The 22883-nt window shown below is 71.6% G+C and carries 23 protein-coding genes and 1 rRNA gene; 10 read left to right on the top strand and 14 right to left on the bottom strand.

Going from position 1 to position 22883, the window contains the following annotated elements:
• The first annotated feature begins 11 nt into the window (after positions 1-11).
• From ACZ470_RS03735 to ACZ470_RS03705, 7 genes are all read left to right on the top strand, one after another.
• The gene (locus tag ACZ470_RS03735) at positions 12-773 is read left to right on the top strand and encodes an alpha/beta fold hydrolase (protein WP_468424101.1); all 762 of its coding nucleotides are present in this window, start codon (positions 12-14) and stop codon (positions 771-773) included.
• A 108-nt stretch (positions 774-881) separates the two neighbouring features.
• Positions 882-1487 carry a LysE family translocator gene (locus ACZ470_RS03730; protein ID WP_468424099.1) on the top strand — a complete coding sequence of 202 codons (606 nt, stop codon included), beginning with the start codon at positions 882-884 and terminating at the stop codon, positions 1485-1487.
• A 1-nt stretch (position 1488) separates the two neighbouring features.
• On the top strand, positions 1489-2217 hold the full coding sequence (locus ACZ470_RS03725) for a B3/B4 domain-containing protein (protein WP_468424097.1): 729 nt from the start codon (positions 1489-1491) through the stop codon (positions 2215-2217).
• 14 nt (positions 2218-2231) lie between these two features.
• Positions 2232-3719, top strand: coding sequence for a MocR-like pyridoxine biosynthesis transcription factor PdxR (pdxR, locus tag ACZ470_RS03720; RefSeq protein ID WP_468424095.1), 1488 nt, complete (start codon positions 2232-2234; stop codon positions 3717-3719).
• A gap of 138 nt (positions 3720-3857) precedes the next feature.
• Positions 3858-4499: a DUF4232 domain-containing protein gene (locus ACZ470_RS03715; RefSeq protein ID WP_468424093.1), complete on the top strand. Its 642-nt coding sequence runs from the start codon at positions 3858-3860 to the stop codon at positions 4497-4499.
• Between the two features lie 76 nt (positions 4500-4575).
• The gene (locus ACZ470_RS03710) at positions 4576-5430 is read left to right on the top strand and encodes a metalloregulator ArsR/SmtB family transcription factor (RefSeq protein WP_468424091.1); all 855 of its coding nucleotides are present in this window, start codon (positions 4576-4578) and stop codon (positions 5428-5430) included.
• Positions 5427-6026, top strand: a complete 600-nt coding sequence (locus ACZ470_RS03705) for a dihydrofolate reductase family protein (RefSeq protein ID WP_468424089.1) — start codon at positions 5427-5429, stop codon at positions 6024-6026. Before ACZ470_RS03710 ends, ACZ470_RS03705 begins: the two co-directional genes overlap by 4 nt.
• 68 nt (positions 6027-6094) lie before the next feature.
• Here the strand turns inward: ACZ470_RS03705 and ACZ470_RS03700 are convergent, their stop codons facing one another.
• From ACZ470_RS03700 to ACZ470_RS03680, 5 genes are all read right to left on the bottom strand, one after another.
• Positions 6095-7792: a bifunctional uroporphyrinogen-III C-methyltransferase/uroporphyrinogen-III synthase gene (locus tag ACZ470_RS03700; RefSeq protein WP_468424087.1), complete on the bottom strand. Its 1698-nt coding sequence runs from the start codon at positions 7790-7792 to the stop codon at positions 6095-6097.
• Positions 7789-8748: a hydroxymethylbilane synthase gene (gene hemC, locus ACZ470_RS03695; protein ID WP_468424085.1), complete on the bottom strand. Its 960-nt coding sequence runs from the start codon at positions 8746-8748 to the stop codon at positions 7789-7791. The genes ACZ470_RS03700 and hemC overlap by 4 nt, the downstream gene beginning before the upstream one ends.
• A complete protein-coding gene (locus tag ACZ470_RS03690; protein ID WP_468424083.1) occupies positions 8745-10460 on the bottom strand; it encodes a glutamyl-tRNA reductase in 1716 nt (571 codons plus the stop codon). The genes hemC and ACZ470_RS03690 overlap by 4 nt, the downstream gene beginning before the upstream one ends.
• The gene (locus ACZ470_RS03685) at positions 10457-11221 is read right to left on the bottom strand and encodes a redox-sensing transcriptional repressor Rex (RefSeq protein ID WP_468424082.1); all 765 of its coding nucleotides are present in this window, start codon (positions 11219-11221) and stop codon (positions 10457-10459) included. Before ACZ470_RS03685 ends, ACZ470_RS03690 begins: the two co-directional genes overlap by 4 nt.
• 289 nt (positions 11222-11510) lie before the next feature.
• A complete protein-coding gene (locus ACZ470_RS03680) occupies positions 11511-11789 on the bottom strand; it encodes a glutaredoxin family protein (RefSeq protein WP_468424081.1) in 279 nt (92 codons plus the stop codon).
• Positions 11790-11893: 104 nt separating this feature from the next.
• Between ACZ470_RS03680 and ACZ470_RS03675 the strand changes: the two genes are divergently transcribed.
• The 3 genes from ACZ470_RS03675 to ACZ470_RS03665 all read left to right on the top strand — a co-directional run bounded on the left by ACZ470_RS03675 (position 11894) and on the right by ACZ470_RS03665 (position 15773).
• Positions 11894-12805 carry an HAD family hydrolase gene (locus tag ACZ470_RS03675; RefSeq protein ID WP_468424079.1) on the top strand — a complete coding sequence of 304 codons (912 nt, stop codon included), beginning with the start codon at positions 11894-11896 and terminating at the stop codon, positions 12803-12805.
• 621 nt (positions 12806-13426) lie between these two features.
• Positions 13427-14275 carry an ECF subfamily RNA polymerase sigma factor, BldN family gene (locus tag ACZ470_RS03670; protein ID WP_468424078.1) on the top strand — a complete coding sequence of 283 codons (849 nt, stop codon included), beginning with the start codon at positions 13427-13429 and terminating at the stop codon, positions 14273-14275.
• A 250-nt stretch (positions 14276-14525) separates the two neighbouring features.
• On the top strand, positions 14526-15773 hold the full coding sequence (locus ACZ470_RS03665; RefSeq protein WP_468424077.1) for a DUF5667 domain-containing protein: 1248 nt from the start codon (positions 14526-14528) through the stop codon (positions 15771-15773).
• 45 nt (positions 15774-15818) lie between these two features.
• On the opposite strand, the gene ACZ470_RS03660 is transcribed toward ACZ470_RS03665, so the two are convergent.
• The 9 genes from ACZ470_RS03660 to rrf all read right to left on the bottom strand — a co-directional run.
• Entirely contained in the window at positions 15819-16895 is a 1077-nt protein-coding gene (locus ACZ470_RS03660; protein ID WP_468424076.1) for a lysophospholipid acyltransferase family protein, read from the bottom strand.
• Between the two features lie 10 nt (positions 16896-16905).
• On the bottom strand, positions 16906-17967 hold the full coding sequence (locus tag ACZ470_RS03655; protein ID WP_468424075.1) for an NAD-dependent epimerase/dehydratase family protein: 1062 nt from the start codon (positions 17965-17967) through the stop codon (positions 16906-16908).
• A gap of 190 nt (positions 17968-18157) precedes the next feature.
• Positions 18158-18256 (bottom strand): 30S ribosomal protein bS22, encoded by a 99-nt coding sequence (locus ACZ470_RS03650; RefSeq protein WP_003948845.1) that lies wholly within the window; start codon positions 18254-18256, stop codon positions 18158-18160.
• Between the two features lie 154 nt (positions 18257-18410).
• A complete protein-coding gene (locus ACZ470_RS03645; RefSeq protein ID WP_004984898.1) occupies positions 18411-18623 on the bottom strand; it encodes a helix-turn-helix domain-containing protein in 213 nt (70 codons plus the stop codon).
• Positions 18624-18752: 129 nt separating this feature from the next.
• On the bottom strand, positions 18753-19568 hold the full coding sequence (locus ACZ470_RS03640) for a phosphatase (protein WP_468424074.1): 816 nt from the start codon (positions 19566-19568) through the stop codon (positions 18753-18755).
• A 92-nt stretch (positions 19569-19660) separates the two neighbouring features.
• Entirely contained in the window at positions 19661-20833 is a 1173-nt protein-coding gene (locus tag ACZ470_RS03635) for an acetoin utilization protein AcuC (RefSeq protein WP_468424072.1), read from the bottom strand.
• On the bottom strand, positions 20784-22052 hold the full coding sequence (locus ACZ470_RS03630; RefSeq protein ID WP_468425158.1) for an MFS transporter: 1269 nt from the start codon (positions 22050-22052) through the stop codon (positions 20784-20786). Before ACZ470_RS03630 ends, ACZ470_RS03635 begins: the two co-directional genes overlap by 50 nt.
• 20 nt (positions 22053-22072) lie before the next feature.
• Complete coding sequence (locus ACZ470_RS03625; protein ID WP_468424070.1) at positions 22073-22735, bottom strand: HAD family hydrolase; 663 nt, start codon at positions 22733-22735, stop codon at positions 22073-22075.
• A 61-nt stretch (positions 22736-22796) separates the two neighbouring features.
• Positions 22797-22883, bottom strand: a 5S ribosomal RNA gene (gene rrf, locus ACZ470_RS03620); the annotation flags it as partial.

Here is a 22883-nt window from a genome sequence, read left to right as displayed (position 1 = left end):
GGGACCCGACCGTGCACAGCGCCGCCGTAACGGCAGAGGGCGACCGTATCCGCTGGGTGGAGCTGCCGGGCCGCGACCCGGTCCGCGTGTACGTCCACGGCCTGGGCGCCACCTCCCCCGCGTACTTCACGGCGACCGCCGTCCATCCCCTCCTCGCCGGCCATCGCTCGCTCCTGGTGGACCTGCTCGGCCACGGCCACAGCGACCGCCCCACCTCGTTCGCGTACACCCTCGAGGACCACGCCGACGCACTCGCGGCCGCGCTGCGCGCCGCCGGTGTCGCGGGGGCCGAACTGGTCGCCCACAGCATGGGCGGCTCCGTCGCCGTCGTCCTCGCCGCCCGCCACCCGGAGCTGGTGTCCCGCCTCGTCCTGGCCGACGCCAACCTGGATCCGTTGCCCCGGGTGCCCGGCGCCCTCGGCAGCAGCGGCATCGCGGCGTACTCGGAGGAGGAGTTCGTGTCCGGCGGCTGGCGCGAGGTCCGCGACCGGGCGGGTGCCCACTGGTGGTCGACGATGCGTCTGGCGGGACGTGTGGCGCTGCACCGCAGCGCCACCCACCTGGTCCGGGGCACGACGCCGACGATGCGCGAACTCCTGCTCGCCCTTCCGATTCCGCGCGCGTTCCTGTACCCGGAGGCCGACGGGCCGTTCCCCGGTTCGGCCGAACTGACCGCCGCGGAAGTCTCCTTGACCGCGATCCCCGACTGCGGCCACAACATCATGCTGGACAACCCGGAGGCGTTCGCCCGGGCCGTGGCCGAGGCCCTCTGACAGCGCGTCAACGGCTTTTGGACCGGCCGGACCGGCACCTTTTGGCTCTGCCCTTCGGACCATGACCGCAGCAGGCTGGGAGGACCTGCACACTCGCGGAGGGTTCCCTTGAGTCTCGCGTTCCTGCTGACCACCCTCGTCGTGGTGGTCACCCCCGGCACCGGCGTGGTGTACACGCTCGCCGCCGGACTGTCCCACGGCCGCCGGGCGAGCGTGGTGGCCGCGCTCGGCTGCACGCTCGGCGTCGTACCGCACCTGGTGGCGACCATCAGCGGTCTCGCCGCGCTGCTGCACACCAGCGCCGTCGCCTACGGGGTGGTGAAGTACCTCGGCGTCGGCTATCTGCTGTACATGGCGTGGGCGACGCTGCGCGACAAGGACGCGTTGACCGTCACGGCGGAGGCCGAGCCGCGGTCGGCGGCCCGCGTGATCACCTCCGGGGTGCTGATCAACGTACTGAACCCGAAACTGACCATGTTCTTCGTCGCGTTCCTCCCCCAGTTCGTCCCCGTCGGCGCCCCCGGCTCCCTGGGCCTCATGCTCCAGCTCGGCGCGGTCTTCATGGCCCTGACCTTCATCGTCTTCGTCGCGTACGGCATGTGCGCCGCCGCCGTACGCGACCGCCTGACGGCCCGGCCCAGGATCATGACGGGCCTCCGCCGGGTGTTCGCCGTCTGCTTCGTGGGGCTGAGCGCACGGATGGCGGTGGCCTGAGATGCGATTCCGGCACACAGACGCGATCTGGTCCGACCACCCGCAGCTCGCGGCGGCCGCGCTCCACGCCACCGGCGTCAGCCGCGAGGCCGACGTGGGCCCGCGCGTCGCGGAGTACACCGCCCGCGCCCGGGCCCGGCTGGCGGACGCCTCCGAGGGCCAGTTCCCCGAAGTCCTGGCCTGGCGCCGGGTGTTCGCCCGGATGGGCCTGAAGCCGACCCAGTACCGGTGCGCCTCGGAGTCCCTGCTGCGGCGGCTGCGGAAGGAGGGAACCCTGCCGCGCATCCACCCCGTGGTCGACCTGTGCAACGCGATCTCCGTCGCGTACGCCGTCCCCGTCGCCGTCCTCGACGCCGACCGCATCACCGGCCCGCTCCTCGAAGTGCGCCACGCCCACGGCGACGAGGAGTACACGACCTTCGGCGGCGACACCGAGCACCCGGCACCCGGCGAGGTGACGTACGCCGACTCCGCCGGGCGGGCGCACGCCCGCCGCTGGACCAACCGGCAGAGCGGCCACTCGGCGGTGGGCGAGCACACCAGCCGGATCTTCGTGGTGACGGAGGCCGTGCACGACGACGCCACGGACACCGTCGCGGAGGCGCTGGAGACGATCGCCGAGGAGCTCACCGCGCACTGGCGGACCGCCCCGACGACGGCCCTTCTCACCTCCTCCGCACGGGAGTTCACGTTCAGCGACGAGCCCTTGCTCGGTACGCGGACGCCGTAACCGTGCATGGCACCATGGGTGCGGTGAGCGAGAGGGAAGGGGTGACCAGCGGTACGTCGGCGCACGGCTCCGACTTCCTCCAACTGCGCGCCGAGGACGCGCCCGCGGGCGGCAAGGCGGACTGGCTGGCCCAGCGACTGCGGCAGGCCATCACCGACCGCCGGCTGACCGTGGGCAGCAGACTGCCCGCCACCCGGGTCCTCGCCGCCGAGCTGCGCGTCTCCCGGGGCGTGGTCACCGAGGCGTACCGGCGGCTCGCCGAGGACGGCCATGTCGAGGGACGCCGGCGCGGCGGCACGGTGGTGGTCGCGACGCCCCCGCCCCACGGACCGGCGGCGACGCCCGCCGGCCGAACCGCACCGCACTCCCCCTTCACCACCGCACCCGGAGCCGACGTCTTCGACGCGCTCCGCGCCGCCGACGCCCGCATCGACCTCACCCCCGGCCGACCCGACCTCTCCGCGTTCCCCCGCACGGCCTGGCTGCGCGCCGAACGAGCCGTGCTCGCCGAACTGTCCACCGTGGACCTCGGATACGGCGACCCGCGCGGCGCCCCCCGGCTGCGCCGCGCCGTCGCCGACTGGCTGGCGCGCAGCCGGGGCGTCCGGGTCGAGCCGGACGGGATCCTCATCGTCGCCGGCACCGCGCAGGCGCTCACCCTGCTGCACCCCGTGCTGCGGGCGGACGGCATCACCGCGGTCGCGGTGGAGGAGCCGGGCTCGCTCGGCACCCACCAGCACCTGCGCAACGGAGGCCTGACCACCCCACCGGTACCGGTCGACGCCCACGGCCCCCGCATCGACGCGCTGCACGCCACCGGCGCCCGCGCCGTACTCCTCACTCCCGCCCACCAGTTCCCCACCGGTGTCGTGACGAGCGGCGAACGCCGCCGCGAGCTGCTGCGGTGGGCCGCGGACGGCGGGCTGATCCTGGAGGACGACTACGACGCCGAGCACCGCTACGACCGCCCGCCCGTGCCCGCGCTGCGCTCCCTGCTCGCCGACCGGCTCTGCTACATGGGCAGCGTGTCCAAACTGCTCGCCCCGGCCCTGCGGATCGGCTGGATGGTCCCACCGCCCCGCCACCTGGACGCGCTGACCGCCGCGAAACGCTTCACCGACCTGGGCAACGCCGTACTGCCCCAACTGGTCCTCGCCCGGCTGATGGAATCGGGCCAACTGGAGCGGCACCTGCGCCTGCTCCGCACCCGCCACATCCGCCGCCGCGACGCGATGATCGACGCCGTACGGCAACACCTCCCGGGCGCGACCGTCCACGGCGCGGCGGCCGGCCTCCACCTGACGGTCACCTACACCCCGGACGTCCCCGACACCGAACTCGCCGCCGCGGCCCTCACCCACGGCGTGAAGTGCCACCCCCTCTCCTGGCACCGCCAACTCCCCGGCCCCCCGGGCCTGGTCCTCGGCTACGCGGCGGACCCGCCCGGAGCCATCACGGAGGGCGTGACAGCCATCGGCCGCGCCCTGCGCGAACTGTCCTGAGTTCGCTCCATCTGTAACAGGCGTGTAGTGGCGGGTGGTTGAGCGAAACGCGGGTCCGGGCGGGCCGCTCTTGGTGTGCAGAAGAACGCTCGTCCGTACCGACGGGCCGGCACACCGACCGATCCCGAGGAAGACACCATGCGCGTCAACAAGCTCACCATCGCGGCCCTGGCCATCGTCGCGGGTCTCTCGCTCACCGCCTGCGAGAACGACTCGTCCTCCACCTCCTCCTCGCCCGACTCGAAGGGCAGTTCACGCACGGGCGGCTCTGATCAGGGCGCCTCAAAGGACACCTCCGGAAAGAACGCGGACGAGGGCCAGGGCACAGTCACCGGAACCGGCTCCGACAAGAACGGCGAGATCGACAAGTGCCGCACCGACGAGCTGGAGGTCACGGCGACGGACAGCACCATCGACGGCGACCAGGAAGGCACCGTCGCGGTCGAGTTCAAGAACGGCGGCGGCCGGGACTGCGCGATGTCGGGCCACGCGGGCGTCGACCTCAAGACCAACGCGGGGACACTGTCCGCGAACCGCACCGGCGAGCCGGCCCCCAAGGTCGTCCTCAAGGACGGCGAGTCGGTGTTCTTCGGCATCACCTACCCGCTCAACGACTCCGGCGGCTCCGGCGTCCGCATCACGGGCCTGGTGGTCACCCCGCCGGACGAGACGAAGTCCGTCACCCTCGACTGGCCGGGCGCCCCCACCCTGCCCGTCACGGACGGCTCCGGCACCCCGGTGAACGTCGGCCCCCTCGGAAGCGCCGGCCAGGGCGGCTGACCCCCACCGGTTCAGGCCGCGCGTGAGGCGGTTTATTCCTTGACACAAATATTCACTTCCACGAATACTTTGACTCATGGAAGCACTGCTCACCGCACTGGCCGAACCGGCCCGCTGGCGGCTCGTGACGCTGCTGGCCGAGCGGCCCCGGCCGGTCGGCGTCCTGGCCCAGCTCGCCGAGGCGCGCCAGCCGCAGACGACCAAGCACCTCCAGACCCTCGAACGCGCCGGCCTCGTCACCTCCCAGCGCACCGGTCAGCGCCGTATCTACGCGCTCCGGTCAGGCCCCCTCCGGGATCTGGCGGCCGCGCTCAACCAGCTCGCCGACAGCGCGGACCAGGACGGCGGCCCGCGCGCGACCTACGACCGCTACGAACTCAGCCTCCGCGCGGAACGGCTCGCCGCGGACGGGACGGGATGGGCCGACGGCCGCTCGTTCAGATTCCACCGCTCGCTGACGGGGCGGCCCGAGCTGGTCTGGCGCCACCTCACCGAGGCATCCCTGCTCGCCCACTGGTGGACACCCGACGACCTCCGCGTCTCCGAGCTCGTCTTCGAGGCGCGGCCGGGTGGCCGGATCGTCCACGAGTACCGCGACGCCGAGGACACCGACGGCTCCGACCTGATCGCCGGCCGCGCGGAGGGAGTCGTCGAGGAGGTACACCCCGGCGAGCACCTCGCGTACCGCCTCTCCCCCCTGCTCCCCGACGGGAGCATCGCCTTCACCGCCCACGTCGACCTCGGCCTGAACCCCACCGCCACCGGCACGGACCTCGACGCCCACTGGCGGATCACCGACAGCACCATCGACTCCGCCGACTTCATCGCGGGCATCGAGATCGGCTTCGGCCAGAGCCTCGACAAACTCGTGGCGACCCTCGCCGCGGACCCGCACGACACCGACAGTGCCGACACAAGGAGCGCGACATGACCGACTCGACCGGCCGCAGGGTGACCGCGAACCTGGCCCTCAGCCTCGACGGCCGTTACCACGGTCCCGCCGGGCCCCACGACTTCGGCTCGTTCGCCCCGTACGTGACCACCGAGGTCGCACGGAACCACCTCACCCGCATCTGGGAGGGCGCGACGACGGCACTGCTCGGCAGGGTCAACGCCGAGGGATTCCTGGGGTACTGGCCGTCCGTCGCCGCGGACGAGAACGCCGATCCCCGTGATCGCGGCTATGCGAAGTGGCTGGTCGACACGGAGAAGGTGGTCTTTTCGACCACGCTGACCGAGGCGCCCTGGGACCACACCCGCGTGGTCAACGCCCCCGCCGCGGAAATCGTCTCCACCCTCGGGACCACCGGCGAGGGCGACATCCTCGTCAACAGCAGCGCGAGCATCATCAAGCCGCTCCTCGCAGCAGACCTGCTGGACCGGCTCTACCTCATGATCGTCCCCGAGATCCTCGGAGGAGGCCAACGCCTCTTCGCCGACGGCCTCCCCACCACAAAGTGGACCCTCACCCACCAGGAAACCGGCCCCCTGGGCGAGATGGCCGTGGTCTACGACCGAGCCCGCTGAACCACACGCGATGGGCGGGACGCGCCCTCACGGCACGTCCCGCCCATCGCCTCACGCCTGCTACGACCTCAGGTCGTCGACCGACGTCTCCGCGCCCCCGGCCTCCGCTCGCTCGGCCGGGTCACCGGGTCGCCCGCGTCGAGTGCCGCCGTGCGGCGGCGGGTGCCGAAGTCGGCCAGGGCCTCCGCCAGCTTGTGGACCGACGGCTCGGGGGCCATGACGTCGACGCGCAGGCCGTGTTCCTCGGCCGTCTTCGCCGTCGCCGGGCCGATGCAGGCGATGACCGTCACGTTGTGCGGCTTGCCCGCGATGCCGACCAGGTTCCGCACCGTCGACGACGAGGTGAAGAGCACCGCGTCGAAGCCGCCGCCCTTGATCGCCTCGCGGGTCTCCGCCGGCGGCGGCGACGCGCGCACGGTCCGGTAGGCCGTGACGTCGTCCACCTCCCAGCCGAGCTCGATGAGGCCCGCGACCAGGGTCTCCGTGGCGATGTCGGCGCGTGGCAGGAAGACACGGTCGATCGGGTCGAAGACCGGGTCGTACGGAGGCCAGTCCTCCAGCAGACCCGCCGCCGACTGCTCACCGCTCGGCACCAGGTCCGGCTTCACACCGAAGGCGATCAGCGCGTTCGCCGTCTGCTCGCCCACTGCGGCGACCTTGATGCCGGCGAAGGCACGGGCGTCGAGGCCGTACTCCTCGAACTTCTCCCGGACCGCCTTCACCGCGTTGACCGAGGTGAACGCGATCCACTCGTAGCGGCCCGTCACCAGGCCCTTGACCGCCCGCTCCATCTGCTGCGGGGTGCGCGGGGGCTCCACCGCGATCGTGGGGACCTCGTGCGGCACCGCGCCGTAGGACCGCAGCTGGTCGGAGAGCGACGCCGCCTGCTCCTTCGTACGCGGCACGAGCACCTTCCAGCCGAACAGCGGCTTGGACTCGAACCACGACAGCTGGTCGCGACGGGCGGTGGCGCTGCGCTCGCCGACCACGGCTATGACCGGCCGGCCGCCGTCCGGGGACGGCAGCACCTTCGCCTGCTTCAGCGTCTGCGCGATCGTGCCGAGCGTCGCCGTCCATGTGCGCTGCCGGGTCGTCGTACCGGCGACCGTCACCGTCATCGGGGTGTCGGGCTTGCGTCCGGCGGACACCAGTTCGCCCGCCGCGGCGGCCACGGAGTCGAGCGTGGTGGAGACGACGACCGTGCCGTCCGACGCCCCGACCTCCGTCCAGCACCGGTCGGACGCCGTACGGGCGTCGACGAACCGCACGTCCGCCCCCTCGGCGTCACGCAGCGGCACACCGGCGTACGCGGGCACACCGACGGCGGTCGCGATGCCCGGGACGACCTCGAACGGCACCCCGGCCGAGGCGCACGCCAGCATCTCCTCGGCGGCGTACGTGTCGAGCCCGGGATCACCGGACACCGCACGCACGACCCGCCTGCCGCCCCGCGCGGCCTCCATGACAAGATGTGCCGCATCCCGCATCGCGGTGGCACCGGCGGTTGTTGACGCGCCGTCAACGACCGTCAGCTGGGGCGTGCCCGTGCCCGGATCCGACGGATCGGCGTCCGTGTGCACTTCGGCCACGCCCTGCCTCGCGTGCGTGCGTACGACGTCGAGCACCTCGTGCTCGGCGACGAGAACGTCCGCGTTCGCCAGCGCCTCCACGGCGCGCAGGGTCAGCAGTCCCGGATCCCCGGGTCCGGCACCGAGGAAGGTGACGTGCCCGTGTTCCGGAGGGGCGGGAAGGGTGGTGGGGCTCACTGTGCTCGCTCCCCCATCAGACCGGCCGCGCCCTGCGCGAGCATCCCGGTGGCGAGTTCGCGACCGAGTGCCATCGCCGCCTCGTGCGTCTCGGGCACGGGACCGGTGGTGGACAGCTGCACCAGCGTCGAGCCGTCGGTCGTGCCGACGACGCCGCGCAGGCGCATTTCCTTGACAATCTGCCCGTCGGCCAGAAGGTCGGCCAGCGCGCCCACAGGGGCGGAGCAGCCGGCCTCCAGGGCGGCGAGCAGTGACCGCTCGGCCGTCACGGCGACCCGCGTGAACGGGTCGTCGAGCTCGGCGAGCGCGGCGGCGAGTTCCGCGTTGTCCGCGGTGCACTCGATCGCCAGTGCCCCCTGGCCGGGGGCGGGCAGAACCGTGTCGACCGACAGGAAGTCGGTCACCTCGTCACTGCGTCCGATCCGGTTCAGTCCGGCGGCGGCCAGCACCACGGCATCCAGGTCGCCCTTGGTGACGTACCCGATGCGGGTGTCGACGTTGCCCCGGATCGGGACCGTCTCGATGTCCATGCCGTGGCTGCGCGCGTACGCGTTCAGCTGCGCCATGCGGCGCGGTGAACCCGTGCCGATGCGGGCGCCGCGCGGCAGGTCGGTGAGCTTCAGCGCGTCCCGCGCGATGATCACGTCCCGGGGGTCCTCGCGCACCGGGACGGCGGCCAGGACCAGTTCGTCGGGCTGCGCGGTCGGCAGGTCCTTCAGCGAGTGCACCGCGAAGTCCACCTCGCCCCGTGCCAGCGCCTCGCGCAGCGCGGCGACGAACACGCCCGTGCCGCCGATCTGCGCGAGATGCTCGCGCGAGACATCGCCGTACGTGGTGATCTCGACGAGCTCGACGGGCCGTCCGGTCACCTGGCTCACGGCTTCCGCCACCTGCCCGGACTGGGCCATGGCGAGCTTGCTCCGCCTGGTCCCCAGCCTCAGTGCCTTCTCAGTCATGCCGGCCCTCGGTTCTTCCTTGCGTTCTTCTCGGTGCTTTCCTCGGCGCGGGAGACGGAGGCCACCGTCTCGGGGTCGAGGTCGAACAGGGTGCGCAGCGCGTCCGCGTACCCGGCTCCGCCGGGCTCGGCCGCGAGCTGCTTGACCCGTACCGTCGGCGCGTGCAGCAGCTTGTCGACCACCCGCCGCACGGTCTGGGTGATCTCCGCGCGGTGCTTGTCGTCCAGGCCGGGGAGCCGCCCCTCCAGGCGGGCCATCTCACCGGCCACCACATCGGCCGCCATGGTGCGCAGGGCGACGACGGTCGGCGTGATGTGCGCCGCCCGCTGTGCCGCCCCGAACGCGGCGACCTCGTCGGAGACGATACGCCGGACCTGGTCCACATCGGCAGCCATCGGAGCGTCCGCGGACGCCTCGGCGAGCGACTCGATGTCGACCAAGCGCACACCGGCGAGACGGTGCGCGGCCGCGTCGATGTCCCGCGGCATCGCCAGGTCCAGCAGGAACAGCACCGGCTCCGGGCGCGGCGGCTCGGCCACCGGCTCCGGACGGCGCCGCTCGGGGATCCGGCCGACGGCGGACGCGGTGGCGGCGAGCGCGCCGATCAGCTCGGCGTCGGCCTCGGGGCCGCTGCGGGCGGCCTCCCGGCGGTCGACCGTGCCGCCCGCGACCCATGCCGCGTGCTGCTCCAGCGTCGCCGCGTCCATCCCGGCGACGGCCGCCTCCCCCATCACGGAGAAACCGGGCTGTACGGCGGACAGGTCCAGCGGGCAGCCCTCCTCCGTACCCACGGAGGTGGGCGGCAGGGGAGCCGCCACGGCCGCGTCGTCGAGGTCGACGACGGGACGCCCGACGCCCTGCGGCTGTCCGACACGGCCCTCGGCACCCGCGGCGATCGTCTCGGCCGTCAGGACCAGTCCTGTCGCCCCGGTGCAGGAGACGACGACATCTGCACGTGTCAGCTCGACCGGCACCGATCCCATCGGGACCGCGCGGGCCAGCACGTCCGTGTCGTCGCCCTCCACCAGGATCTCCGCGAGACGCTCGGCACGCTCGGGCGTACGGTTGGCGATCGCGATCTCGGCGACACCGGCCCGCGCGAGCGTGGCCGCGGCCAGCGAGGACATCGAGCCGGCGCCTATGACCAGGGCCTTCTTGCCCCGGGCCCAGGTCTCCACGGGCGCGCCGACGGCCAGCTGCTCCAGACCGAACGTCACCAGGGACTGCCCGGCCCGGTCGATACCGGTCTCGGAGTGGGCCCGCTTGCCGACCCGCAGCGCCTGCTGGAACAGGTCGTTCAGCAGCCGCCCGGCGGTGTGCAGCTCCTGCGCGCGGGCGAGCGCGTCCTTGATCTGGCCGAGGATCTGGCCCTCGCCCACGACCATCGAGTCGAGGCCGCAGGCCACCGAGAACAGGTGGTGGACGGCCCGGTCCTCGTAGTGCACATAGAGATAAGGAGTGAGCTCCTCCAGGCCGACCCCGCTGTGCTGGGCGAGCAGCGTGGACAGCTCGGCGACACCGGCGTGGAACTTGTCCACGTCGGCGTACAGCTCGATGCGGTTGCAGGTGGCGAGGACCGCGCCCTCCGTGGCGGGTTCCGCGGCGACCGTGTCCTGGAGCAGCTTGGTCTGCGCGTCCACGCCCAGCGAGGCCCGCTCCAGCACGCTGACCGGCGCGCTGCGGTGGCTCAGTCCGACGACGAGGAGACTCATGCCGGCATCACGGCGGGTACGTCCCCGTCGGGCCCCTGGTCGGTGGCGGACTCCTGGCGGGTGGCGGCCGGGGCGGCCGTGGTCTCGGCCGTGGCCTCCTCGCCGGCCTTGCGCTGCTCGTGGAAGGCGAGGATCTGGAGCTCGATGGAGAGGTCCACCTTGCGCACGTCGACACCGTCGGGAACGGTCAGCACGGTCGGCGCGAAGTTCAGGATGGAGGTGACACCGGCGGCCACGAGACGGTCGCAGACCTGCTGGGCGGCGCCGGCGGGGGTCGCGATCACGCCGATCGACACGCCGTTGTCCTGGATGATCAACTCGAGCTCGTCGGTGTGCTGCACCGGGATCCCGGCGACGGGCTTCCCGGCCATCGCGGGGTCGGCGTCGATCAGCGCGGCGACCCGGAAACCTCGGGAGGCGAACCCGCCGTAGTTGGCGAGGGCGGCGCCGAGGTTACCGATTCCTACGATCACAACCGGCCAGTCCTGGGTCAGGCCGAGTTCGCGGGAGATCTGGTACACGAGATACTCGACGTCGTAGCCGACGCCCCTGGTCCCGTAGGAGCCCAGGTAGGAGAAGTCCTTGCGCAGCTTCGCGGAGTTGACCCCCGCGGCGGCCGCCAGCTCCTCCGAGGAAACCGTGGGCACCGAGCGCTCCGAGAGCGCGGTGAGGGCGCGGAGGTACAGCGGAAGCCTGGCGACGGTGGCCTCGGGAATCCCTCGGCTACGGGTCGCCGGTCGGTGAGTTCGGCCAGTTGCCACGGTGCTCCTGCGGGTAGAGCGGGGCTTCAGGCGGTCATACGTCCCCGGACCGCCCCGTCGAATGCAGGCTATGTCTTTGTGAACGCGTGCACAAAGATTGTGTCCGATTTGCCCGGCCAACGTGACCGGGGTCACGCGCCCCCGGCGCACTCGGGCGGAACCGGCGCACGAGCACCGCCGTTCCTTTTCTTCTGGGGGCAAAACCGCACACTCTCCTCTGTGAATCCCGCCCCCGAGACCAAGCCACCATCGATCCTAAGCGACTTTCCGGCCACTTTGGACTGGCCGGTCAGTCGGCGAGGGCCTTGCGGAGGCGGTCCTCGTTCACACGCCAGAAGGTGTGCTGGCGGCCGTCGACGAGGACGACGGGGATCTGCTCCCAGTACTGGTCGTGCAGCTCCGGGTCCTGGGTGATGTCCTTCCGCTCCCACGGGACGCCGAGCTCTCCGCACACCTTCTCCACCACCAGCTGCGCGTCGTCGCACAGATGGCAGCCGGGCTTGCGGACGAGGGTGACGAGCCGGTCCCGCGGGGCGGCCGGGGTGTTGCGGCGGAAGAGAGGGCTCATACCGGTCATTGTCGCGCGCGGTTCAACACCCCGGACACGCAGAGTTCACGGCGTCCGAACCTCTCGGCTCCGGAACCGCCGGGCGGACTGGCTATGCTCACGCCATGGCCGCTCTCGGATGGCTCACTCCCCGTAGGCGCTCCGCCACGGCGCGGAGCGTGTTGGCAGGCGAGGCCTCGGCGGAGGCAGCACGCAAGTCCACCCAGGAAGTTTCCGAACGCGAACCGGAGTTCCCTGTCCCGGGGGACGAACGGGCCGCCGCGTTCTTCGACCTGGACAACACGGTGATGCAGGGCGCGGCCCTGTTCCACTTCGGGCGGGGCCTGTACAAGCGGAAGTTCTTCGACACGCGCGACCTCGCCCGGTTCGCCTGGCAGCAGGCGTGGTTCCGGCTGGCCGGGGTCGAGGACCCCGAGCACATGCAGGAGGCGCGCGACTCGGCGCTCTCCATCGTCCAGGGCCACCGCGTCTCCGAGCTCCAGTCCATCGGCGAGGAGATCTACGACGAGTACATGGCCGAGCGGATCTGGCCGGGGACCCGGGCACTGGCCCAGGCGCACCTCGACGCCGGGCAGCGGGTGTGGCTGGTCACGGCGGCACCGGTGGAGATCGCCCAGGTGATCGCCCGCCGGCTGGGGCTCACCGGGGCGCTCGGCACGGTCGCCGAGTCGGTCGACGGCGTGTACACGGGCAAACTGGTGGGCGAACCGCTGCACGGGCCCGCCAAGGCGGAGGCGGTACGCGCGCTGGCGCTGGCGGAGGAACTGGACCTCGGCCGCTGCGCCGCGTACAGCGACTCGCACAACGACATCCCGATGCTGTCGCTGGTGGGCCACCCCTACGCCATCAACCCGGACTCGAAGCTCCGCAAGCACGCCCGCCGCATGGACTGGCGCCTGCGCGACTACCGCACCGGCCGCAAGGCGGCCAAGGTCGGCATCCCCGCGGCGGCGGGCGTGGGCGCGGTGGCCGGCGGCACGGCAGCAGCCATCGCCCTCCACCGCAAACGCCGCTGACCCAAGCCCGCATCCGCCATAGCTGCGGGCAGTCACGCTCTCCCACTCAGCTGCTGGCAGTCGTGCCGCTGGGGCGGCACGGGTGGGCGCAGCGGCACCCCGCCAGCGCCGGGCAGCGCGACTCCCCCCCGGCCCGCACCAACACCGGCACCTCGCCGACGCCGGGCAGCGCAACCCCGCGGCACGACTGCCCGCAGCTGGACCCGCGTGAGCGTGGTCCGGGCGGTGGTCGCGCGCCCCGGCGCTCGCCGGGTGCCGCCTGCGCCCACCCGTGCCGCCCATGCGGCACGACTGCCCGCAGCGATGCGGACCAACCCCGGCCAATCCAACTGCCGTACCCCGCAACCCCCCTGTCCAGTCCTCTTGGCTGGACACGGCCACAACTCGCCCCACACCGACCCCGAATACGAACCATTTCGATCAACAATCGGTCACCACCCCACCCCTGATCGCCCATCAACCGGTTACGGAAGCGACGTAATCGATGATTTGAGCAACTCGGTGTAGCAGACCCTGCACGAAGCGTTATTCTCCTCAGACGCAATCCGGTACCCACCCATAACCACGACGGGTGAACGGCACCGCACTGCACGTGATGGAAGCTCTGCCTCTGGGAGTCCCGTGTACCCACACGTCGGGGTTGACGCCTCGGGCCTGGCTACGCTGCGCGCAACAGTCGCGACAGCCCGAGAGATGTTGCGCGGCATCGTCCCCCCCGCGCACGCGGTACCCGCACTCGCCCTACCCACTGCCACCACCCCCGCCGGCCCCTGCTACGCCCTCGCCGACGGCAGCGCCGCGGTCGGCAGACGAGGCCGCCACGCCACGACACCCGCCGGCACCACCAGGAGCGCGGCCAGAGGCGCGGCCGCCAGGACGACCACCGGCACCCCCACCGCCCGCCGCCCCGCCGCCGACAGCGACAGCGCCCGGATGATGGACCTCGTCGAGCGCGCCCAGGCGGGCGAGGCCGAGGCCTTCGGACGCCTCTACGACCAGTACAGCGACACCGTGTACCGGTACATCTACTACCGGGTCGGCGGCAAGGCGACCGCCGAGGACCTCACCAGCGAGACCTTCCTCCGGGCGCTGCGCCGCATCGGCACCTTCACCTGGCAGGGCCGCGACTTCGGCGCCTGGCTGGTGACCATCGCCCGCAACCTCGTCGCCGACCACTTCAAGTCCAGCCGCTTCCGCCTCGAGGTCACCACCGGGGAGATGCTCGACGCCAACGAGGTCGAGCGCTCCCCCGAGGATTCCGTTCTCGAGTCACTGTCCAACGCCGCCCTCCTCGATGCCGTACGACGACTCAACCCCCAACAGCAGGAGTGCGTCACGCTCCGGTTCCTCCAGGGTCTCTCCGTCGCCGAGACCGCCCGCGTGATGGGCAAGAACGAAGGCGCCATCAAGACCCTCCAGTACCGGGCCGTCCGCACCCTCGCCCGGCTCCTCCCGGAAGACGCCCGCTGACCGACGAGCCCGCCGACCGGAACACGCTCCGCGACAGTCAACTCACGGTACGTGAAACCCGGTTCGCTTCCTCATTCGGCGATCCGGCGTGCGTAACCCAAGTACCGCGCCACTCGTTGTGCGGGATACAGGCTCCCTGTGGTCACCCCCTGACCGGCTCCGATCACTCGATCGTGTGGCGCCGGTCAGGGCGGGGAACCCTCAGGACCCCCTGGGGAGTCGACCGTGATGACGAGAGGAGGTGCCGCCAGTGATCGCGAACGTATCGGCGCACCGGCGGGCGAACGCCTTCGCCCAGGCCCTGGAGGAACAGTCCGACCGGGGCACGGCGGCCGCGCAGTCCGAAGGTTCGGCACCGGCCCCGGCCGCCGCGGAGACCGGGCAGGCACAACTGCTCGCGCTGACCTCCGGCCTCGGCGCCCTGCCCAAACCGGAACTGGACCCCGAGGTCAAGGTCGTCCAGCGGGCCCAACTGGTGGCCGCGTTCGAGGCCATGCTCCAGGAGGGCACCGCGGCGGGCGGGGCGACGGACCAGGCCGTACCCGACCAGCGTGCACGCCGGGCCAAGGGCGCCCACCGGGCGACCCCCCTGGGCAAACTACGACCGCGATCGAGGCTGGCCAAAGGGCTCACCGCGGGCGGACTCACCGTCGGTGTCGCCGCCGGCGCCTTCGGCGGAGTCGCCGCCGCCAGCTCCGACGCCCTCCCTGGCGACTCGCTCTACGGACTCAAGCGCGGCATCGAGGACGTCAAACTCGGCCTCGCCGACGGAAACGACGAGCGCGGCCGGGTCTACCTCGACCACGCCTCCACCCGCCTCGGCGAAGCCCGCCGGCTGATGGAGCGGGGCCGCAGCGGCCCCCTCGACCACGAGTCCCTCGGTGAGATCCGCCGCGCCCTGTCCGGCATGCGGCACGACGCCTCCGAGGGTCACCGGCTGCTCCGCGAGGCCTATGAGCGCGATCCGGACTCCCTGGGCCCCATGCAGGCGCTCTCCTCCTTCTCCCAGGCGCACCGCGAGACCTGGGGCACCCTGCGCGACCGGCTGCCCGTGCAGCTGGGTGATGTGAGCGAGCAGGTCTCGTCGGTGTTCGACGCCATAGAGCAGGACGTGGCCCCGCTGGAGTCGCTGCTGCCCCAGCCGCCGACCGACGAGGGCGGCGACGGAGCCCAGCGGCGCGGCGCCGAGTCGACACCCGGCGACCCGTCCGGCACGGGCCCCTCGCAGTCCCCCGGAACGGGAGACGACGCCTCCGAGGAGGACGGCTCCAGCAGCACCGGACCGTCCGGTTCCGCCGAGGGCGACCGGGAGAGCGACGGCCTGCTCGGCGGGAACACCGGCGGCCTGCTCGACCCGCCCAAGGAGAGCGGCGCCATCACCACCCCGCCACCGCCCACGGGCGGCATCACCCCACCCCCCGCCCCCGATGTCACGATCCCCCCGCTCCTGCCCGGCCTCCTCCCGGGCCTGGGCATCGACAGCGAGGACGCGGAGTAGGAAGCGGTGGGGCCCCACACGCCGTGAGGGGCCCCACCGCCAGCCCTAGAAGAACACCGACCGCCGCTGCACCAGCAACTTGTAGAGCGTGTGCTGGATCTGCTCCCTGACCTGATCGGTCAGGTTGAACATCAGCATGGGGTCCTCCGCCGCCTCCGGCGGATAGCCGTCCGTCGGGATCGGCTCACCGAACTGGATCGTCCACTTCGTCGGCAGCGGGATCGCGCCCAGCGGACCGAGCCACGGAAACGTCGGCGTCAACGGGAAGTACGGGAATCCCAGCACCCGGGCCAGCGTCTTCGCGTTGCCGATCATCGGATAGATCTCCTCCGCCCCGACGATCGAGCACGGGACGATGGGAGCGCCCTGCCGCAGCGCGGTCGAGACGAAACCGCCACGCCCGAATCGCTGAAGCTTGTACCGCTCGCCGAAGGGCTTCCCGATGCCCTTGAACCCCTCCGGCATCACCCCCACCAGCTCACCCTGCGCGAGGAGGCGTTCGGCGTCCTCCGCGCACGCCAGCGTGTGCCCCAGCTTGCGGGCGAGCTCGTTGACCACGGGCAGCATGAACACCAGGTCCGCGGCGAGCAGCCGCAGATGACGGTCCGCCGGATGGTGGTCGTGCACGGCGACCTGCATCATCAGGCCGTCCACCGGCACCGTCCCGGAATGGTTGGCGACGATCAGCGCGCCGCCCTCCGACGGGATGTTCTCGATGCCCTTCACATCGACCCGGAAGTACTTCTCGTACATCGGGCGCAGCAGGGACATCAGGACCTGGTCGGTGAGTTCCTCGTCGTAGCCGAAGTCGTCGACCTCGTAGTCCCCGGTGAGCCGGCGGCGCAGAAAGGCCAGCCCGCTCGCGACCCGCTGCTCCAGTCCGCCGGGCCCGCCACCGGCGCCGTCACCGGCCTGCTCCTGGGGCTGCTCCTCTTCACCGGTCACCGGATCATCATCCCGCACGGATTCCATGCCCGGCAGCGGCTGGACCTCCCCCACCGCCGCGGACCGTCCGGCGCCCTGGCGCCGGCTTCCCCCTCCGCGCCGGCGCGCCGGGCGCTGCGCGGCGCCCCCACGGGAACGGTGGTCGTCGTCGAACGGAATGACCTTGGCGTCCGCCATGCTGCGCTCCTCAGTTGGCGCTCTGCGTCGGGGGGTGAGTGCTGCCCGGCAGGGGCAGCGCGGCGATCCGGTCGACGGCCCTCGCGAGCGTCTCCGGCGGAAGCAGCCCGGGACCGCGACCGCGGACGAAGTCCGCAAACGTTTCAGCAGTCGAGTACTTCGGGGTGAAGCCCAGCGTCTCCCGCATCTGGTCCGTCGCCACCACCCGCCCGTGCGTGAGCAACCGGATCTGCTCGGGCGAGAAGTCCGTCATCCCCAGCGTACGCACCAGCGAACCCGCCCAGGTGACCGCGGGAAGCAGCAACGGCACGGTCGGCCGGCCCAGTCGCCGCGAGCACTGGGAGAGCAGCAGAACGCCGTCACCGGCGATGTTGAAGGTGCCGCTGTTGAGCGTGGAACGCCTCGGTTCGTGCGAACCGATCCGCAGGACCTCGATGACGTCGTCCTCGTGCACGAACTGGAGCCGCGGGTCGTAGCCGAACACCGTCGGCAGCACCGGCAGCGCGAAGTACGAGGCGAGCGGACTGTCCGCGGCCGGGCCCAGGATGTTGGCGAACCTCAGCACGCACACGGCGACGTCCGGGCGGCGGCGCGCGAAGCCGCGCACATACCCCTCCACCTCCACCGTGTCCTTCGCGAAACCGCCGCTGGGCAGCGACTTGGGCGGGGTCGACTCGGTGAAGACCGCCGGGTCGCGGGGCGCGGAACCGTACACGTTCGTACTGGACTTGACGACCAGCCGTCTGACGCTCGGGGACTTCTGGCAGGCACCCAGCAGCTGCATGGTGCCGATGACGTTGGTCTCCTTCAGCGCGGCCCTGCTGCCGCTGCCGAGCGGCGTGCCCGTGACGTCGAGGTGGACGACCGTGTCGGCGCCCGACTCGGCGAGCACCCGCGCGATGGTGGGGTGGCGGATGTCCGCCTGGACGAAGTCGGCGCCGCCCAGGTGGTGCTCGGGCGGGACCGCGTCCACGGCGACGACCCGGTCCACCTCGGGATCCCGCTGGATACGCCGGACGAAACGGCCCCCCAGCTGACGGGCCACCCCGGTCACGAGCACGACCTTTCCCAAGATCAGCGCCTTCCTCTCGCCCTGCTCCCGACGGCCAACCTACCGGGTCACCGTCGCTCTGTGATACCGCCCGGATACTTGAAGTGATGACAGTCCCGGGCGTCCGCGAGCCGCCCGTCGACGTGCGAATGACAGTGGCCCCCCACCGGACTGCGGTGGGGGGCCACTGGACACGCTTTCGCGCTGTCGCTTACTTCTTGTTGCGACGCTGGACGCGCGTGCGCTTGAGCAGCTTGCGGTGCTTCTTCTTGGCCATCCGCTTGCGCCGCTTCTTGATAACAGAGCCCACGACTACCCTCGCTCACTTCTCATCACTCGGTGTTTGGGCGCCATGGGCCCACACGACCTACGAGGGGCTAGCCTACCCGCCCGAGCGCTGAGGTCGTAATCGAGGTGACCGGGGAGGCCCACGAGTGCCCTGTACGGACCTCCCCGCCTCGCCGTCAGGCGGTTTCCACCCCCACATAGCTCTCGCGGAGGTACTCGTGAACCGCTTGCTCCGGGACGCGGAAGGACCGCCCCACCCGGATCGCGGGCAGATGACCACTGTGCACCAGCCGGTACACGGTCATCTTCGACACTCGCATCACCGAGGCGACTTCCGCCACGGTAAGGAACTGAACCTCGTTCAGAGGCCTCTCGCCAGCTGCAGCCATGACACACCTGAACCTTCCGCACTCGACGGCCACCGGCTTCCCCTTCCGGTGACTCTTCGTCGCTGCGTGCTCACTCCCCAATGTAGGGGCGGGTGATGCGAGTGGGGAAGAGGTGCAGCCATCGGCGACCTACTGTGACAGACACGCTCGATTGAGTACGTAGCGGGTCAACGGCAGGTAGTAATCGGACCGCACGCCGTCATCAAGTGGAACGACCAGGGAGACCGACCCCTCGGCCTCGCCGACGAACGGGGCGGGGTCGTTCACATCGGCCGGCCCGATGGCCTCGAACCCCAGCTGACCTGCCCCGCAGACCCAGCCGTGATCACCGATCACCAGTTCCGGAAGCGGCCCGCCGGCGTCGGCCGCCGCCGCGAGCGCGGTCCGAACCGGCAGCGGGGAGTGCGTGTGTGCGCCGGGCTCACAACCGGGGCGTTCACCGGCCGCACTCCGGACGAGCCCGACTCCCCGTACGTACTCGAGGTTGCCCGTGCGTAGACCGAACCGGGTCGTTATGTCGACACAGCGACCCTGCGCCGGGGTGAGAACGGTACATCCCGCCGCCGACAAGCCGTCTGCCAGAGCGGCGTAGAAACCGAGCAGCCGATGCGGGTGCCCGGTGCCCAGCAGCACCGGCACGCCACGCTCCGCGGCCACCGCCAGCCGCTCCGCGAAGCCGTCCAGGGCGGCGAGGGTCCGCTCGGGGTCGATCACCTCCTGTCCGGAGGTGTGCGCGGGATCGGCCGAGACCCCGCATCTCTCCGCCATCAGAGCGAGCAACTCCCGCTCACCCCATACCCATCCGGGGTCCAGCCCGATCAGCAGGCGCGGGTCCCCGGCGGCGAACAGCCGGTAACTCCGCAGACTCTCCTCCCGCGTGGTGCCCACGACACCGGCGAGCCGGGCAGCGAGGAGATGCGCACGGAGATCGGCGGTGGTCGGCACGGAAGCGATGGTGCGGCAAACGGGCGCGGTGTGCGGCCGGAACGGGCGAACACCGCACGGTCGGCGTAACGACCAGAATTCGCCGTCCGGGCTCAGGGCAGCAGCCCCCGCAGCGGGAACACCGCGCGCCGCGTCGCCAGGATCGCCTGGTCCAGCCGGTCCGCCGGGTCGTACCCCTCGTCCCACGCGGCCCAGGAGACCGGCCACCGCCCGTCCGTCATCCGCCGCGGCGCCGACTGCCGGGTCCGGGCGTAGACCTGCTGCCGCCAGCCCTCAGGGATCATCGTCGTGGGCTCCACCGGCCGCCCCGCCGCGATGCCCACCAGATGCGTCCAGGACCGCGGCACGACCTCCACCACCGCGTAACCACCACCGCCCAGCGCCACCCACCGCCCGTCGGCGTACTCGTGCGCCAGCTCGTGGCACGCCACCTGCACCGCCCGCTGCGCGTCCAGCGACACCGCCAGATGCGCCAGTGGATCCTCGAAGTGCGTGTCCGCCCCGTGCTGCGTCACCAGCACCTGCGGCCGGAAGTCCGCGATCAGCTCCGGTACGACCGAGTGGAACGCCCGCAGCCACCCCGCGTCCCCGGTGCCCGCCGGCAGGGCCACGTTGACCGCGCCGCCCTCGGCGCCGGCCGCGCCCGTCTCCTCCGGCCACCCGGTCTGCGGGAACAGCGTCCGCGGATGCTCGTGCAGCGAGACCGTCAGCACCCGCGGGTCCTCCCAGAACGCCGCCTGCACACCGTCACCGTGGTGCACGTCGACGTCGATGTACGCGACCCGCTCCGCCCCCAGCTCCAGCAGCCGCGCGATCGCCAGCGCGGCGTCGTTGTACACACAGAAACCTGAGGCCGCGCCCGGCATGGCATGGTGCAGCCCACCCGCGAAGTTCACCGCGTGCGCCGCCTCGCCGCGCCACACCGCCTCCGCCGCGCCCACCGACTGCCCCGCGATCAGCGCCGACACCTCGTGCATCCCGGCGAACGCGGGATCGTCGAGCGTCCCCAGCCCGTACGACTGGTCCGCCGTCTCCGGTTTCGCCGACGCGGCCCGCACCGCCTCGATGTAGTCCTCCCGGTGCACGAGCCGCAAGGTCGACTCCCCGGCCGCCTTCGCGGCGACCACCTCGACATCACGGTCGAGCCCGAGGGCACCGACCAGACCCCGGGTCAGCGCGAGCCGGACCGGGTCCATCGGATGGTCCCGGCCGAAGTCATAGCCCGTTACTGCCTCGTCCCACATCAGCTGTGCGCGCCCGCTCATGCCCGCCACCGTATCGGTCCGGTTGAGCCGCGAACGACCTGGCGTACACGAGCGTCACCAGCACCAACACCATCGGCACCAGCATGGCCCCGCGATAGCTCCAGACATCGCCGAGCGCCCCGACCAACGGCGAACCGATCAGGAAGCCCACGTAATTGAAGACATTGAGCCGCGCCACGGCCGCGTCCGCAGCACCCGCACTGCCGCTCTCGTACGCCCGCCGCCCCGCCGCCGCGAAGGTCTGCGGCACCAGCACACACAGTCCCAGCCCCAGCAGCGTGAACCCCAGCATCCCCACCCAGGCACCCGGCGCCCCTGCCACCACGGCGAACCCCACCGCCGCCACCAGCGCCCCCGCCCGCACCACCGCCACGGCCCCGAACCGCCGCACGCCGACGTCCCCGACCGCCCGACCCACCAGCGTGGTCACCATGTAGACGTTGTACGGAACGGTCGCCAGCTGCTCCGAACTCCCCAGCACGTCCTGGAGGTACTTCGCACTCCAATTGGAGACCGTCGAGTCCCCGATGTACGCCACCGTCATCACCAGACACAGCGGCAACAGCCACGCGAGGCCGCCCGCCGAAGCCTCTGCTTCGGTGCCCTCCACCGATGGCCGGCCGCCCCCGTCGACATACCACCGGCTCCCGACCAGCGCCGCGGGCAGCAGCACCAGCACCACCGGCAGATACGACACCCACAGCGCCAGCTCCCAGTGCGCCCCCACCCATGCGAGCGACGCCCCGACGATCCCGCCCAGGCTGTACGCGGCATGAAAACTCAGCATGATGCTGCGCCCGTACGCCCGCTGAAGACTCACCCCGAGCATGTTCATCGAGGCGTCCAACGCACCCACCGCGAGCCCGAACGCGGCCAGCGCCACCCCCAGCCCGGCCATGTGCTCGCCCACCCCGACACCCAGCAGGGCCAGGAGCACCACGGGCTGCGACCACCGCAGCACCCGGCTCGGCGGCACCCGCTTCACCAGCCGCTCCGTCGTGACACTTCCGATGCCGGCGAGGATCGGTACGGCGGCGAGGAAGACCGGCAGCAGCGCGTCGGAGACCCCGTACCGGTCCTGAATGGCCGGAATCCGCGTCACGAGCAGAGCGAAGGCGACGCCCTGCACGAGGAAGCTGAACGCCAGCGAGGCCCTGCCGCGCCGCAGCACATCGGTCATGGCGGCGAGCGTAGGCCGCGGGGGTACCGGTGGGTAGATCCGGTCAAGATGAGTTGTGCTCAGTTTCCGCTCAGGTTCCCGTCGAGCAGCTCGGCCAACTCCCGCATGTCGCCGAAGAGTCGCGCGGCCCCGGCCAGCTTCCCGGCCGGCGTCATCGCGGTGAACCCGTACACGTCCATCCCGGCCGCGACCGCCGCCTGAACACCCAGCGGGCTGTCCTCGACGACCACACACCGCTCGGGCGCCACCCCCATACGGTCCGCCGCGTACAGGAACAGATCCGGCGCCGGCTTGCCCCGCCCCACGTCCTGCGAACTGAAGATCCGCCCGTCGTCGAACCACCGGTCCAGCCCCGCCGCACGATGCCCCACCCGGATCCGCTCATGACTCCCGGACGACGCCACGCAGTACGGCACGCCGTCGGCAGCCAGCTTCTCCAGTACGTCCATGGCGCCGACCACCGGCTTCAGCTCCCGCTCGAACGCGGCGAAGACCCGGGCGTGGAACACGTCGTCGAAGTCCGCCGGCAACCGCTGCCCGGTCCGCTCCTCCACGAGATCGTGCACGCGATGCAAGGCGGAGCCCATGTAGTCACGAATGGAGTCGTCGTACGACGTCGGGTGGCCCAGCTCGGTGAGATAGGCCGCCAGAAGGCGGTTGGAGATCGGCTCACTGTCGACGAGAACACCGTCGTTGTCGAAGATGACGAGGTCATAGCGCATGCATCGACCCTAAACGCAGAAAACCCCGCACCGGAACGGTGCGGGGTTTTCATCAATATTTGTTCGGCGGCGTCCTACTCTCCCACAGGGTCCCCCCTGCAGTACCATCGGCGCTGTAAGGCTTAGCTTCCGGGTTCGGAATGTAACC

It is taken from the genome of Streptomyces sp. NPDC031111 (assembly GCF_055570675.1).
The sequence above is the reverse complement of the archived record's forward strand: the minus strand, read 5'-3'. Positions and strand labels throughout refer to the sequence as shown.

Excerpts from the sequence above, each read along its gene's own strand:
- ACZ470_RS03725 (WP_468424097.1), top strand. The coding sequence starts at position 1,489 with ATGCGATTCCGGCACACAGACGCGATCTGGTCCGACCACCCGCAGCTC.
- pdxR (WP_468424095.1), top strand. The coding sequence starts at position 2,232 with ATGGGTGCGGTGAGCGAGAGGGAAGGGGTGACCAGCGGTACGTCGGCG.
- ACZ470_RS03715 (WP_468424093.1), top strand. The coding sequence starts at position 3,858 with ATGCGCGTCAACAAGCTCACCATCGCGGCCCTGGCCATCGTCGCGGGT.
- ACZ470_RS03710 (WP_468424091.1), top strand. The coding sequence starts at position 4,576 with ATGGAAGCACTGCTCACCGCACTGGCCGAACCGGCCCGCTGGCGGCTC.
- ACZ470_RS03705 (WP_468424089.1), top strand. The coding sequence starts at position 5,427 with ATGACCGACTCGACCGGCCGCAGGGTGACCGCGAACCTGGCCCTCAGC.
- hemC (WP_468424085.1), bottom strand. The coding sequence starts at position 8,748 with ATGACTGAGAAGGCACTGAGGCTGGGGACCAGGCGGAGCAAGCTCGCC.
- ACZ470_RS03690 (WP_468424083.1), bottom strand. The coding sequence starts at position 10,460 with ATGAGTCTCCTCGTCGTCGGACTGAGCCACCGCAGCGCGCCGGTCAGC.
- ACZ470_RS03680 (WP_468424081.1), bottom strand. The coding sequence starts at position 11,789 with ATGAGCCCTCTCTTCCGCCGCAACACCCCGGCCGCCCCGCGGGACCGG.
- ACZ470_RS03675 (WP_468424079.1), top strand. The coding sequence starts at position 11,894 with ATGGCCGCTCTCGGATGGCTCACTCCCCGTAGGCGCTCCGCCACGGCG.
- ACZ470_RS03660 (WP_468424076.1), bottom strand. The coding sequence starts at position 16,895 with ATGGCGGACGCCAAGGTCATTCCGTTCGACGACGACCACCGTTCCCGT.
- ACZ470_RS03645 (WP_004984898.1), bottom strand. The coding sequence starts at position 18,623 with ATGGCTGCAGCTGGCGAGAGGCCTCTGAACGAGGTTCAGTTCCTTACC.
- ACZ470_RS03635 (WP_468424072.1), bottom strand. The coding sequence starts at position 20,833 with ATGAGCGGGCGCGCACAGCTGATGTGGGACGAGGCAGTAACGGGCTAT.
- ACZ470_RS03625 (WP_468424070.1), bottom strand. The coding sequence starts at position 22,735 with ATGCGCTATGACCTCGTCATCTTCGACAACGACGGTGTTCTCGTCGAC.